The organism is Microlunatus antarcticus (assembly GCF_014193425.1).
In the GTDB taxonomy this organism is placed as follows: domain Bacteria; phylum Actinomycetota; class Actinomycetes; order Propionibacteriales; family Propionibacteriaceae; genus Microlunatus; species Microlunatus antarcticus.
This window is the reverse complement of record NZ_JACHZG010000001.1, coordinates 2,496,356-2,509,850: the sequence shown is the minus strand read 5'-3', so window position 1 is coordinate 2,509,850 and position 13,495 is coordinate 2,496,356. Positions and strand designations below refer to the sequence as shown.

Genomic DNA, 13,495 nt, shown 5'->3' with positions numbered 1-13,495 from the left:
ACGGTCCCCTTGCCGGAGCGCGATCCCAAGGGACTCAGCTCGCGACGCGGACGTACAGACGGCGCGACTGCTCCAGCTCCTGGCGGAGCTTGGCCATCCGTCGCGCGGTCGAACCTGGCTGCACCTCGGACCAGATGAAGCGCGACATGCCGCGCCCCGTGGACCGCATCCCGTCCTCCCGGGTCTTCTCCCTGGTCACGACATCGGTCGCCGTCTCGCCCTCTTTGCGGAGGCGCTCGTACTTGATGCGGCCGTCGAACTCGCCCAGCAAGCGACAGCCCTCCCAGTACAGGTCCGAGACGCCGAGAAGCCGGCCGACCTCGTCGTGGACCTTGTGCTGCAGGGTCGGTGCCGGGATCCCGTGGCGGTAGCAGGCCATCCGGGTCAGGGACTCTCCCGGCGACTCGGCCTCGCGCCGCGCCAGACGGAGGGCGAGCCGCGCGGTTCGTGAGTGCGGGTGGAACGGAGAACGGCCGACGACCCGGGCGAGCGGGCCGACCAGGGCGGGGAGCTGGTGGAGCGCCGAGTCCGCGGTGACCACGCCGCCCTCGAGGCTGGAGAGGAGCGCCACCTGCCAGACGGCGTCCTCGGGGCTGACGGTCAGCAGGCCGTTGCGGGACGTGATCCCGTCAGAGACTGCCGCGCCGATCCGGTGGTGGACGATCCCCGTCTCGCGACGAGCCGAACCGCCGTCGAGCCGCGCGAGGTGGACGACCTGCAGGTCGTGGCCGAAGACGGCGAAGCCGTGCTGCAGGGCCGCGGTCGGGCCGGCGAGAGCGACCGCGCCGCGTTGCTGCGCCACCGCCGCCCGCGCGAGCAGGAGGTGGCGCTCCTCGTCCTGCAGGCCGACCAGTCTTTCGGCGAACGCGTACACGCCATGCCGGAGCCGGACGAGCCTGCCGGCTCGGAGCGCGGTGCTCAGCGACCGGTCGGTCTCGCCCAGCTCGAGAGCTTCTCGCCGGGTGAAGAAGTCGCGGTAGGGCAGTCGGAGGTCGAGGAGAGGGTCCACGCCGGGAGCATGGTGATCGGCTTGCCTTTCGGCCGCTGATCCACAGGCGCAGCGGTGGTATGCCCCGTCGTCCACAGACGCTCGGACCACGAAAAACTGGCGCTGAGCACAGCAGATCTGCCGGGGTCAGCACCAGTTTTTCACGTGAACGTGAAAATCCTGAGACTCGCGGGACTCGTGGGACTCGCGAAGGGGTCAGGCGGCCGAGGAACCTTCCGCAGGCAGCGGGGTGGCGTTCGTCAGGACGTGGTCGAGCTGCTCGGCGGTGGCCGGGTCACGGAACTTGCTCAGCCGGTGCGAGCCGTCGCAGAGCGGCTTGAGACGCGAACGCCCGCAGCGGCAGAGGGCGAGGACCGTGCGGTCGTGCTCGACGGTGCGGCCGTCGACCGTCCGCAGCTGAGCGGGGCCGCGGACGAGCAGCGGCCCGTCCGGGCAGATCGTGACGGTGACGTCGTCGCCCGAGCCGGCGCTCACGCGGTCACCTCGCCCGTCGGACGCAGGCTGCTGAGCCCGGCCTCCCAGCGGCCGAGGACGTGCTGGGCGACGACCGTGTCGGCGTACGCGGCGCAGCGCGCGCCGAAGAGGACGTCCCCGGCGAGGGCCGGCTCGGCGCGGACGAGGCCGGCGGCGAGGTCGTGCAGCGCGATCTGCTCGTGCACCGCGTCGGCGACGACGTGCTCGTCGAAGAACCGGGCCGTCTCCTCGCCGCCACCGAGGCGGCGGTGGCCGCGAGCGTAGCGGGCGTTGGGGACCGACGACGACATCTCGAACGCCGTCAGGTGCCCGACGAGCGCGCCGCGCCAACGGCGGTGCAGCCCGAAGAACGAGATGAGGTTCGTGCCCAGCAGCGTCACGCCGGGCACCCGGTCGAGGTAGTGCCCGTACGAGGTCCCGAGGCCCCAGCCGGCCATCAGGCTCCGGAACAGCTGGGCGTGCATCGCCGAGGGGACCCCGCCGCCGTACTCGTCGGCCTGGATCGTGATGAGCGCGCCCTTGACCGCGCCGCTCAGCCGCGGGATGGCCCAGCTGTGCGGGTCGGCCTCCTTGAGGTGGTAGAGCGAGCGGTGGGTGAGGAACTCGGCGAACTGCGCCGCGGTCGCGCTGCGCATCAGGAACTTGGACAGCGACGGCTCGCCGTCGGCCTCGGCCAGGGCGGTGAGCCCGGCGACGACGTCGCCGACGGGGTCGAGCGCGTCCCCGGTCGAGGGGTCGGTCGCCCCGGCGGGGCCGCCACGCGGAACTGCGGCCTCGAGGCCGGCCAGCAGCTGGTCCTCCCAACGCGCCCGGGCCCAGAGGAGCTCGGGGTGCCACTCCCACCGCTCGTCCACGCCGGCCAGCCCGCGGTAGTGCAGCTCGTAGCTCAGCCAGAGCGCCAGCTGCAGGTCGTCGTCGGTGCAGGCGTCCGCGGGCGGCGCCTCCCAGGTGAAGTGGCGCAGGTCGACCGAACGGGTCGCGTCGCGCTGGAGGGTGGCGAGCAGGGCCGCCGAGACCGGTCCCCGGGGGGAGGGCAGCGGCGCGGGACCGTCGTGCAGGAGCGGGTCCGCCCGGACGGGGGCCGCGACCGGAAGGGCCGGGGCGGGGAGGACAGCGGGGGCAGGGACGTCGGCGTCGACGGTGATCACGGAGCTCCTCCGGCTGGAGGGCGTTGCCTGGTGCATCGCCCCGAGCCCGGCGCGTGGTGCCAGCGCCAGGTTACGGAACTGTTTCGGTGCCCTCACGGCCAGCGGTTGCGAAGCCGGCCGATCTTCACCCTTTGGGGTGAGGCTCCGCGGTGGGGTGGACCGTCGCGGCGAGCAGGCACGACACCGCGTGCGTGACCGCCTCGTCCAGCGCCTGGGCGGCGGCGGGCTCGAAGCGGGGGATCGAGACGAAGCCGTGCACCGCGTCGGGGTAGAGCACGGTCCGGACGGGCACGCCCGCGCGCTGGAGCGCGGCCGCGTACGCCAGGGCGTCGTCTCGCAGCGGGTCGAGCCCGGCGGCCACGACGAGCGCGGGCGGGAGGTCGGTGTGGTCGACGGCGCGCAGCGGGCTGACGCGGGGGTCGTCGGGCAGGATCGAGTGCGGCAGGCCCTGAGGGACGTACTGGCGTCCGTACCAGTCGATCGCCCGCTTCGAGAGCACGGGCGCGTCCACCATCGCGGTCGCGGAGGCGGACGTCATCGTCAGGTCGGTCGAGGGGTAGAGCAGGACCTGGCCCACGAGTCCCGGAGCCCCGGGTTCGGCGCGCTGACGGTCGCGCAGCGCCAGCGTGACGAGCGCACCGAGGTTGCCGCCCGCGCTCTCGCCGACCAGGACGGTCCGTCCGGGATCGGCGCCCCAGGTCGTCGCGTGCTCGAGCAGCCAGCGGGTGGCCGCCCAGGCGTCCTCGTACGGCGTCGGCGCGGGGTGCTCGGGCGCGAGCCGGTAGTCGACCGACACCACGACGGCGCCGACCCGGTCGGCCAGCTGGCCGCACAGCCAGTCGGCCCCGCCCAGGTTGCCGAACACGAACCCGCCGCCGTGCAGGTTGACCAGGAGCGGGAGTGGCCCGACGGCGCGCCGTGGGCGGTAGACGCGGACGGGCACCGCGTACGGGGTGGTCGGCAGGACGTGGTCGGTGATCGCGATGCCGCGCGACACGGACCCGAGCACCACCCGGGCGACCGGGCGCGGGATCTCGCGCCGGACCCGGCGCAGGTAGGACGCGGGCGGCGGGTCCGGGCGGGGCAGTCGACGGCCGGCGGACGTCAGGAGCCGGGTGCGGCGGTTCACGGGTCCTCCCGGGTCCGTCAGTCGACCTGCAGGACCACGACCGTACGACCGGGGATGCGCAGGGTCGTGCCGGCCGGGATCTTCTCGGTCGTCAGCTCGTGGTCCTCGCCGGTGTGCGCGACGACGGTGTAGGTGTCGGCCCAGCCCCCGTCGGGCAGCGCCACGTGCACCTCGTCCGCGCCCCCGTGGAACCAGACCAGGAACGCCTCGTCGTGGTCGCGGTTGGGCGCGTCGTGGGCGAGGTAGACCCCGAGCGTCCGGCGGTGCGGGTCGTGCCAGTCCTCCTGCGTCATCTCCTCGCGGCCCCCGCCGAACCAGGCGAGGTTGCGGCGCCCGATCGGGTGATTGGTCGCGTCGACGAGCTGCTCGCCGTGGCGGAAGGTCGTCCGGCGGAACACGGGGTGCTCGGCCCGGAGGGCCAGCAGGCGCCGGGTCAGGTCGGTCAGCCCGGACCACTCCTGGGCGGTGTCCCAGTGCACCCACGAGGTGGGGGAGTCCTGGCAGTAGGCGTTGTTGTTGCCGCCCTGCGTCCGGCCGAGCTCGTCGCCGGCGACCATCATCGGGACGCCGGCGGCCAGCACGAGCGTCGCCATGAGGTTCCTGGTCTGGCGCCGCCGCAGCGCGAGGATGCCCGCGTCGTCGGTCTCGCCCTCGACGCCGCAGTTCCAGGAACGGTTGTCGTCGGTGCCGTCGCGGTTGGACTCGCCGTTGCCGCCGTTGTGCTTGACGTCGTACGTCACGAGGTCGCGCAGGGTGAAGCCGTCGTGCGCGGTCACGTAGTTGACGCTCGCGCCGACGGGCCGGTTGCCGTGGTCGAAGACGTCGGGCGAGCCGACCAGACGCTGCCCGAGCTCGGCCACCCCCTGGGTGTTGCCGCGCCAGAAGTCGCGCACGTAGTTGCGGAAGCGGTCGTTCCACTCGCTCCAGCCCTCGCCGAAGGCACCGACCTGGTAGCCGTACGGGCCGACGTCCCAGGGCTCCGCGATCATCTTGACCTGGCTGAGGACCGGGTCGTCGCGCAGCGCCTGCTTGAACGCGTGCTCCTGGTCAACGTGGTGGCGCTCGTCGCGGAGCAGGGTGGTCACGAGGTCGAAGCGGAAGCCGTCGACGCCCATCTCGGTGACCCAGTAGCGCAGCGAGTCGAGCACGAGCCGCAGCACGCCGGGCTCGGAGGTGTCGACCGAGTTGCCGCAGCCGGTCACGTCGTAGTCGTTGCGCCGGTCGGCGGTCAGCCGGTAGTAGCCGAGGTGGTCCAGCCCGCGGAACGACAGCGTCGGGCCCTCGTGGCCGCCCTCGCCCGTGTGGTTGTAGACGACGTCGAGGATGACCTCGATGCCGGCGTCGTGCAGGGCCGAGACCATCTGCTTGAACTCGTCGACCTGCGCGCCGAGCGTGCCCACCGACCCGTACGCGGAGTGCGGGGCGAAGAAGCCGAGCGTGTTGTAGCCCCAGTAGTTCGACAGCCCGCGGGAGATGAGGAACGGCTCGGAGACGAACTGGTGCACGGGCAGCAGCTCGACGGCGGTGACCCCGAGGGACTTCAGGTGCGCGACGACGGCCGGGTAGGCGAGGCCGGCGTACGTGCCGCGCAGGTGCTCGGGGACCTGCGGGTGCAGGCGGGTGAAGCCCTTGACGTGCAGCTCGTAGATCACGCTGTCGCTCAGCTCCACCGGGGTGGCGACGGGGCGCGGCGGGGGCGAGTCGCGGACGACGACGCTGAGCGGCACGGAGCCGGAGGAGTCCTCCGGGCTCGGCACGAAGTCCGAGGCGTCGATGTGGTCGAGGATCGGGCCGGAGTAGTCGACACCGCCGGTGATCGCACGGGCGTACGGGTCCAGGAGCAGCTTGGCCGGGTTGAAGCGCTCCCCGTTGGCCGGGTCCCAGGCGCCGTGCACCCGGTAGCCGTAGCGCTGCTCGGCGCCGACCCCGGCGACGACGACGTGCCACACGCCGTCGGAGGACCGGTGCATCTCGTGGTTGACCTGGGAACGGTCCGCGTGGACGAGGGCGAGCTCGACGCGGGTCGCGCGCGGGGCCCAGAGCGCGAAGGCCGTGCCCCCGTCGACGACGTGCGCGCCCAGCATGGAGGTGTCGCCGGGCACGGGCAACGAGATCGTCATCGGGAGCCTCCTGAGGGACGCCGCACCCCCGGTTCTTCAGGGATCGGCCGGTGCAGCACCGCGCGTCACGGGGCGCGGGCCCGCCCATCATGCCTGTTTCGCCGCGCCCGCGTGACCGCTCGTGCCAGTCGGTCGCGCCCACCCGGCCGCCCGGGCGACGACCGCCATACCCGGGCCGGCCGCAGCCACACCGGGGCGCCCGTGTTGAGACGCTTCGCACAATATTCTTCGGCTATAGACCTGCGCCCACCGGCAGGCTTACGGTTCCCGAGCCTCGTCGGTGCGGTTGTCACGGTCGAGGTGCCCACCCCTCCACCTCTCGGGAGCCCCATGCACCTCCGCTCGAGGCGAGCACGTCTGCTCGTCGCCGCGTCGACCCTGCTCGTCCCCGCCAGCCTGCTGGCGACCGTCCAGACCGCGAACGCCGCCCCGGCGTCCGGGCTGGTCGCCCTGCCCTCCACGCTGCCGCGCTGGCTGCCGACCAGCCAGGCCCGGATCGCCAGCAAGGCGGCCGGGGTCGACGAGGGCAAGACCCTCGAGGTCCGCGTCTTCCTCGCCCCGAAGGGCGGCGCCGACGCCCTGTCGACGGCGGCGCTGGCCGTCTCCACACCGGGCTCGGCCAGCTACGGCCAGTTCCTCACCGCCGACCAGTTCCACGCGAGCTACGCCCCGACCGCCGCGGCCGAGCAGACCGTGCGCTCGTACCTCACGGGCCAGGGCCTGACGGTGAGCGGGACGGCACCGTTCCGCCGCTACGTCACCGCGAAGGGCACGATCGCGCAGCTCGACCAGGCCTTCCACGTCTCGCTGCGCTCCTTCTCCCACCTCGACCAGAAGGTCGTCGCGCCGACGAGCGCCGCCGAGCTCCCCGCCCAGGTCGCGAAGGCGGTCCTCACCGTCGACGGGCTGGACACGACGCAGGTCAAGATGACCCGCCACGCGGCCACCGAGCCGCCGGCCGGCTTCCGCAACGCCAAGCCCTGCAGCCGGTACTACGGCCAGGTCGCGGCCTCGAAGCAGGCCGACTTCAAGACGGCGCTGCCGAAGTTCAAGGACACGACGCTCAGCTACGCGCCGTGCGGCTACACGGGCCCGCAGTACCGCAGCGCGTACGAGGGCGACACCAGCCTGACCGGCGCGGGCACGACCGTCGCGATCACCGACGCCTACCGCTGGCAGCTCATCGCCAGCGACGCCGAGAAGTACGCCGCGCAGCACGGCGACGGCAGCTACGCCGCCGGCCAGCTGACCGAGAACCTGCCGGCGAGCTACAACAGCGAGGACCTCTGCGACCCCTCCGGCTGGAGCGGCGAGGAGACCCTCGACGTCGAGGCCGTCCACGCCATGGCCCCGGGCGCGAAGATCCGCTACTACGCCTCGTCCAGCTGCCTGGACGACGACTTCCTCGACACCCTGGCGCGCGTCGCCGACGAGGGTGTCGCGCAGGTCGTCTCCAACTCGTGGGGCGACGCGGGCGAGGTCACCTCGTCCGACGCGGTCACCGCGTACGAGACGATCTTCCAGCAGGCCGCCCTCCAGGGCATCAGCGTGCTGTTCTCCTCCGGCGACAACGGCGACGAGCTCCAGAACACCGGGCTCAAGCAGGCCGACTACCCGGCCACCGAGCCGTTCGTGACCGCCGTCGGCGGCACCGCGACGGGCATCGGGGCCGACGGCCAGCGCGTCTTCGACACCGGCTGGGGTACGCGGACGTACTCCCTGGCCAAGGACGCCAAGTCCTGGACCCCGGGCGGCTACCTCTACGGCGCGGGCGGCGGCGTCTCGTCGCTGTTCAACCAGCCGTCGTACCAGCGCGGTGTCGTGGCCAAGCAGCTCTCGGGCGGCCGGGCCGTCCCCGACGTCGCGATGGACGCCGACCCGCAGACGGGCATGCTCGTCGGGCAGACCCAGAAGTTCAGCGACGGCACGTACTACTCGGAGTACCGCATCGGCGGCACCAGCCTCGCCAGCCCGCTGCTGGCCGGCATGACCGCGCTCGCGGTGCAGAACAACCAGGGCCGGGGCTTCGGTCTGCTCAACCCGGTGATCTACAAGCGCGGGTCGCTCGTCGACGACGTGCTGCCCGTGAAGTCGCCCGACTGGGGCGTCGTCCGGGTGAACTACAACAACAGCGAGAACGCCGACGACGGCCTGTCCTACATCGTGCGGACCTTCGGCCAGGACGCCTCGCTGCCGACCAGCAAGGGCTGGGACCAGGTGACGGGACGCGGTGTCCCGAACACCTCGTTCCTCAAGCTGACCACGCCCGCCCCGACCGCCGCAGCGGTGGCGAAGCGGTAGTCGGAACCGTCTGACGAGGGTCGACCGACCCTCGAGCACCATCGGGAGGGGCGTCGCGCGAGCGGCGCCCTCCTGCGCGTCGCGACAAGTTACCCACGGGTAACCTCGGGCGCGTGAAGATCGTGGTCTGCGTGAAGCATGTTCCCGACGCGAGCGCCGACCGGGTGTTCGCGGACGACCTGACGGTCGACCGCGAGGGCACCGACGGGCTCCTGTCCGAGCTCGACGAGTACGCGGTCGAGCAGGCCCTGCGCCTGGCCGAGGCCGGCGACGACGTCGAGGTGGTCGTGCTCACCGTCGGCCCCGACGACGCGACCGCGGCGATCAAGCGGGCCCTGCAGATGGGCGTGGGCTCCGGGGTCCACGTGCTCGACGACGCGCTGCACGGGACCGACGTGCTCGGCACCAGCACGGTGCTCGCGGCCGCCGTGACGAAGGCCGGCGCCGACCTCGTGGTCTGCGGCATGTCCTCCACCGACGGGGCCATGGGCGTGCTCCCGGCGATGCTCGCCGAGCGTCTCGGATGGCCCGGCGCCACGTACGCGGGCCGCCTCGAGGTCGCCGACGGGCACGCCACGATCGTCCGCGAGGACGACACCGCCCGGCTGACCGTCGAGGTCGACCTGCCCGCGGTGGTGAGCGTGACCGACCAGTCGGGCGAGGCGCGCTACCCGTCGATGAAGGGGATCCTCGCGGCGAAGAAGAAGCCGGTGCAGACCTGGGACCTCGACGACCTCGGGCTCGACCCCGCCGACGTCGGGCTGGGCGCCGCCTGGGCCCACGTGGTCGGCGCAGAGCCGCGTCCCGACCGCGGCGCCGGGCAGGTCGTGGAGGACCGTGACGGTTCCGGGGCGGGCGCCGTGCTCGAGTTCCTGGCCGCCGGCCGCTACGCCTGACGCGTCCTCCCGACGCCCACCCTGACGAAGGAGCACGCATGCCCACGGTCCTGGTCCTGGCCACGTTCGCCGACGCCGTCCCCAGCCGGGCCACGCTCGAGCTGCTGACGCTGGCCCGCCGCGTCGGCGACCCGGTCGTCGTCGTGCTCGAGGAGGTCTCCGAGGCGGCCGCCGCCGTCCTGGCCGCCCACGGCGTGACGCGGGTGCTGAGCGTGCAGGACCCGGCGTTCGACGCCTACCTCGTCGCGCCGAAGTCGGAGGCGCTGACCCAGGTCGTCGACGCGGTCGGGCCGGCCCTCGTGCTGCTCACGTCGAGCGTCGAGGGCAAGGAGGTCGCCGGCCGGCTCGCCGTACGGCTGGGCGCGAGCCTGGTGACCGACGCGGTCGACCTCGACGCCGACGGCACGGCGACGAAGTCCGTGTTCGCGGGCGGCTGGACGACCCGGGCCCGCGGCGGCCGCGACGTCGGCGTGGTCACGGTGAAGCCCAACTCGGTGACCCCCGAGCCGGTCGAGGGCTGGAGCCCGGTGGCGGTCGAGCCGGTCGCCGTCACCCTGTCCGACGCGGCCCGCGGCGCCCGGATCACCGCTCGTGACCCGCGGGCCGGCAGCGGTCGCCCGGGTCTGACCGAGGCCACCGTCGTGGTGTCCGGCGGGCGGGGGACCGGCGGGGACTTCGCCGAGGTCGAGGCCCTGGCCGACGCCCTCGGGGGCGCGGTCGGCGCCTCGCGCGCGGCGGTGGACGCGGGCTGGTACCCGCACGCCTACCAGGTCGGCCAGACCGGGACGACCGTCTCGCCGCAGCTCTACGTCGCCGCCGGCATCTCCGGTGCGATCCAGCACCGCGCCGGCATGCAGACGTCGAAGGCGGTCGTGGCGATCAACTCCGACGGCGAGGCGCCGATCTTCGCCCTCGCCGACCTCGGCGTGGTCGGCGACCTGCACGAGGTCCTCGACGCCGTCGTCGCCGGCCTGAAGGCCGACCAGGCCTGACGGACCCCTTCGCCGAGGTTGGAGACTGGGGACGTGCGGAGCTACCTGGACCACGCGGCGACCACGCCCATGCGGGCCGAGGCCGTGGCCGCGGTCACGGCGGAGCTGACCCGGACGGGCAACCCGTCCTCGGCGCACGGTTCCGGTCGCGCCGCGCGCCGCGTCGTGGAGGACGCACGTGAGCTGATCGCCGCACGGCTGGGCGCCGAGCCCGCCGAGGTCCTCTTCACCGGCGGCGGCACCGAGGCGGACAACCTGGCGGTCAAGGGCGCCTACTGGGCGCGCCGGGACGCGGACCGGCGCGACGTGCTGGTCAGCGCGGTCGAGCACCACGCGGTCGGGGACGCGGCGCTGTGGCTGGCCCAGACCCAGGGCGCGCACGTCACGCTCCTCGACGTCGACGCGACCGGCCGGCTCGACCTGGACGCGTACGCCGCGGCCCTCGGCCCCCGCAGCGCGGTCGTCTCCGTCATGTGGGCCAACAACGAGGTCGGCACGGTGCAGCCGGTCGCCGAGGTGGCCGCCGCCGGCCGTGCGGTCGGCGCCGTCGTGCACAGCGACGCGGTGCAGGCCGTCGGGCACGTCCCGGTCGACTTCGCCGCCAGCGGCCTCGACCTGCTCACCCTGACCGCGCACAAGCTCGGGGGACCGGTCGGGATCGGCGCGCTGATCGCCCGGCGGACGACCGCGCTGGCCGCGGTCCAGCACGGCGGCGGCCAGGAGCGTGACGTGCGCTCCGGGACGCTCGACGTCGTGGGCGCGGCCGGCTTCGCCGCGGCGGTCGACGTCGCCGTCGCCACCCTGGAGGCCGAGGCGACGCGCGAGGTCGCCCTGCGCGAGGAGCTGTACGCCCGGATCCGCATCGCGGTGCCCGATGCCGTCCGGCACGGTGCGGCCGCCGCCGAGCGGCTCGGTGCGGGTCTGCCGAGCGTGCTCAGCGTCGGTCTGCCCGGCGCTCCCGGCGACGCCGTGGTGATGCTGCTCGACGCGGCCGGCGTCGACGCCTCCACGGGGTCGGCCTGCTCGGCCGGCGTCACCGCCCCGAGCCACGTCCTCACCGCGCTGGGCGTGCCCGAGGCCGAGGCGCGCAGCGTCGTCCGGTTCTCCCTGGGCCACACGACCACGCCGGCCGACCTCGAGCGGGTCTCCGCCGTGCTGCCCGACGTCGTCGCGCGGGCGCGGGCGGCGGCCGCGTACGTCTGACGCCACTAAACTCAGGGATCGTCGGGTACGAGCTGAGGGGACGGTCGGGATGAGGGTGCTGGCCGCCATGTCCGGAGGCGTGGACTCGGCCGTGGCCGCGGCACGGGCCGTGGACGCGGGTCACGACGTCACCGGCGTGCACCTCGCCCTGTCGAAGAACCCGCAGTCGTTCCGCAGCGGGGCCCGCGGGTGCTGCTCGCGCGAGGACGCCCACGACGCCCGCCGGGCCGCCGACCGGCTGGGCATCCCGTTCTACGTCTGGGACCTGTCCGACCGCTTCGCCGCCGACGTGGTGGACGACTTCGTGGCCGAGTACGCCGCCGGCCGGACGCCGAACCCGTGCCTGCGCTGCAACGAGAAGATCAAGTTCTCCGCCGTGCTGGAGCGCGGCCTCGCCCTCGGCTTCGACGCCGTCTGCACCGGGCACTACGCCCGGCGGGTGGGGGACGAGCTCCACCGTGCCGTCGACGACGCCAAGGACCAGTCGTACGTGCTCGGGGTCCTGACTGCGCACCAAGTCGCGCACAGCTGGTTCCCGCTGGGCGGCTCGACCAAGACCGAGGTCCGCGCCGAGGCGGCCGCCCGCGGGCTGTCGGTCGCGGCGAAGCCCGACAGCCACGACATCTGCTTCATCCCCGACGGCGACACCGCCGGCTTCCTCGACGCCCGGCTCGGGACCCGACCGGGGTCGATCGTCGACGTCGACGGCACGGCCGTGGGCGAGCACGACGGGACCCACCACTTCACCGTCGGTCAGCGCCGGGGGCTGCGCCTGGGCGTGCCCGCGGCGGACGGCAAGCCCCGCTTCGTCCTCGACGTCACGCCCGTCACCGGGACCGTCACCGTCGGACCCCGCGAGGCGCTCGCGGTGACCCGGATCGCCGGCGTGCGCCCGACCTGGACCGGCACGACGCCCGCGGGTCCGTGGCGTGGCCTCGTCCAGGTGCGCGCCCATGGCGCGCCCGTGCCCGCGACGATCGAGGTGCGGGCGTCGGCCGCGGACGGGGACGAGCTCGTCGTCGACACCGACGAGCCGCTGTCCGGGGTCGCGCCGGGGCAGGCCGTCGTCTGCTACGACGGCACCCGCGTCGTGGGCAGCGCCACCATCGCGAGCACCGTAGCGGCGCCGCGGCCGGCGCTGGTCCCGTGAGCGGGCCCGAGGTCGAGACCGCACCGCCGCTCGGCCTGGCCGACCGCCGTCCGCCCTCGGTGCTCTGGACCGGGATCGGGTCCTGGCCCGGCACCGACATGGGCGACGCGGTCAGGATCGCCTTCGCCGAGTGCCCCGACCTGCCCTACCTGCCCGAGCTCCCGGCCCGCGGGCCGGCGGCCCAGCTGGTCGGCCGGGGCGCGTCGGTCCTGTCCGGGCTGGCGGTCGACCTCCAGCCCGCCGGCTGGCGCCTCGCCGACGCGCCCAACCGGGACGCCCGTCAGGCACGCTCGCTCTTCCGGCAGGACCTGGACGACCTCGAGGAGGTCGCGCAGGGATTTGTCGGGGCGTTCAAGCTCTCCGTCGCCGGCCCCTGGACCCTCGCCGCCGCCCTGGAACGTCCCCGGGGCGACCGCGTCGTCGCCGACCACGGTGCGCGCCGCGACGTGGTGCAGTCGCTGACCGAGGGGATCGGCGCGCTGGTCGACGAGCTCCGCCGGCGGCTGCCCGACCTCGCGCTGGTCGTGCAGCTCGACGAGCCGCTGCTGCCGGCGGTGCTGACCGGCGGCCTGAGCACGGCCAGCGGGTTCTCGCGGCACCGCTCGGTCGACCGGCCCGAGGTGGCGGAGGCGTACAGCCAGCTCGTCGCTCACCTCGCCGCGACGGGTCCGATGGGCGCCGCGGCCGTCCCCGTGGTCGTGCACTGCTGTGCCGCCGGGGCTCCGGTGTCCCTGCTGCGCGAGGTGGGCGTGGCCGGCGTCGCGCTCGACCTCGGCCAGATGGGCACCGAGACCTGGGACGAGGTCGGCGAGGGGCTGACCGAGGGCCTGTGGTTCGGCGCCGGAGCGCTGCCCACCACGGGCACGGCACCGCTCGCCCGACCGGAGCAGGTGGCGACGCGGGTGCTCGCCCGGCTCGACGACCTGGGCCTCGACGCCGACGCCGGGCTGCGGACCGTGCTCACCCCGGCCTGCGGGCTCGCCGGCTTCGACAGCGACGGCGCTCTCGCCGCCCTGCGGGTCCTCCGCTCGGCCGCGGACATCCTGTCCGACCGCCTGCTCGGCTGACGCTGT

Annotated in this window: 11 protein-coding genes; 6 read left to right on the top strand and 5 right to left on the bottom strand. The window is 74.1% G+C overall.

Annotated elements, in window-relative coordinates; translation table 11 throughout:
- Positions 1-34: 34 nt before the first annotated feature.
- The 5 genes from FHX39_RS11665 to glgX all read right to left on the bottom strand — a co-directional run bounded on the left by FHX39_RS11665 (position 35) and on the right by glgX (position 5,880).
- Positions 35-1,009, bottom strand: a complete 975-nt coding sequence (locus FHX39_RS11665) for a type IV toxin-antitoxin system AbiEi family antitoxin domain-containing protein (protein WP_183338609.1) — start codon at positions 1,007-1,009, stop codon at positions 35-37.
- A 195-nt stretch (positions 1,010-1,204) separates the two neighbouring features.
- Positions 1,205-1,483, bottom strand: a complete 279-nt coding sequence (locus FHX39_RS21170; protein ID WP_183338607.1) for a CDGSH iron-sulfur domain-containing protein — start codon at positions 1,481-1,483, stop codon at positions 1,205-1,207.
- Positions 1,480-2,631, bottom strand: coding sequence for an iron-containing redox enzyme family protein (locus FHX39_RS22135; protein WP_198423366.1), 1,152 nt, complete (start codon positions 2,629-2,631; stop codon positions 1,480-1,482). The genes FHX39_RS21170 and FHX39_RS22135 overlap by 4 nt, the downstream gene beginning before the upstream one ends.
- A 124-nt stretch (positions 2,632-2,755) precedes the next feature.
- A complete protein-coding gene (locus tag FHX39_RS11650; protein WP_183338603.1) occupies positions 2,756-3,760 on the bottom strand; it encodes an alpha/beta hydrolase in 1,005 nt (334 codons plus the stop codon).
- A 17-nt stretch (positions 3,761-3,777) separates the two neighbouring features.
- Positions 3,778-5,880: a glycogen debranching protein GlgX gene (gene glgX, locus FHX39_RS11645; RefSeq protein WP_183338601.1), complete on the bottom strand. Its 2,103-nt coding sequence runs from the start codon at positions 5,878-5,880 to the stop codon at positions 3,778-3,780.
- Positions 5,881-6,210: 330 nt separating this feature from the next.
- Here glgX and FHX39_RS11640 point away from each other — a divergent pair, with 330 nt between their 5' ends.
- The 6 genes from FHX39_RS11640 to FHX39_RS11615 all read left to right on the top strand — a co-directional run bounded on the left by FHX39_RS11640 (position 6,211) and on the right by FHX39_RS11615 (position 13,489).
- Positions 6,211-8,181, top strand: coding sequence for a S53 family peptidase (locus FHX39_RS11640; RefSeq protein ID WP_183338599.1), 1,971 nt, complete (start codon positions 6,211-6,213; stop codon positions 8,179-8,181).
- 113 nt (positions 8,182-8,294) lie between these two features.
- Positions 8,295-9,077, top strand: coding sequence for an electron transfer flavoprotein subunit beta/FixA family protein (locus tag FHX39_RS11635; protein WP_183338597.1), 783 nt, complete (start codon positions 8,295-8,297; stop codon positions 9,075-9,077).
- Between the two features lie 38 nt (positions 9,078-9,115).
- The gene (locus FHX39_RS11630) at positions 9,116-10,069 is read left to right on the top strand and encodes an electron transfer flavoprotein subunit alpha/FixB family protein (protein WP_183338595.1); all 954 of its coding nucleotides are present in this window, start codon (positions 9,116-9,118) and stop codon (positions 10,067-10,069) included.
- Positions 10,070-10,102: 33 nt separating this feature from the next.
- A complete protein-coding gene (locus FHX39_RS11625) occupies positions 10,103-11,272 on the top strand; it encodes a cysteine desulfurase family protein (protein ID WP_183338593.1) in 1,170 nt (389 codons plus the stop codon).
- A gap of 49 nt (positions 11,273-11,321) precedes the next feature.
- Entirely contained in the window at positions 11,322-12,422 is a 1,101-nt protein-coding gene (gene mnmA / locus FHX39_RS11620) for a tRNA 2-thiouridine(34) synthase MnmA (RefSeq protein WP_183338591.1), read from the top strand.
- Positions 12,419-13,489: a uroporphyrinogen decarboxylase/cobalamine-independent methonine synthase family protein gene (locus FHX39_RS11615; RefSeq protein ID WP_332836791.1), complete on the top strand. Its 1,071-nt coding sequence runs from the start codon at positions 12,419-12,421 to the stop codon at positions 13,487-13,489. Before mnmA ends, FHX39_RS11615 begins: the two co-directional genes overlap by 4 nt.
- Positions 13,490-13,495: the final 6 nt, after the last annotated feature.

Bases quoted from the DNA above. Each gene is read 5' to 3' on its own strand.
- glgX (WP_183338601.1), bottom strand. From the start codon at position 5,880: ATGACGATCTCGTTGCCCGTGCCCGGCGACACCTCCATGCTGGGCGCG.
- FHX39_RS11630 (WP_183338595.1), top strand. From the start codon at position 9,116: ATGCCCACGGTCCTGGTCCTGGCCACGTTCGCCGACGCCGTCCCCAGC.
- mnmA (WP_183338591.1), top strand. From the start codon at position 11,322: ATGAGGGTGCTGGCCGCCATGTCCGGAGGCGTGGACTCGGCCGTGGCC.
- FHX39_RS11640 (WP_183338599.1), top strand. From the start codon at position 6,211: ATGCACCTCCGCTCGAGGCGAGCACGTCTGCTCGTCGCCGCGTCGACC.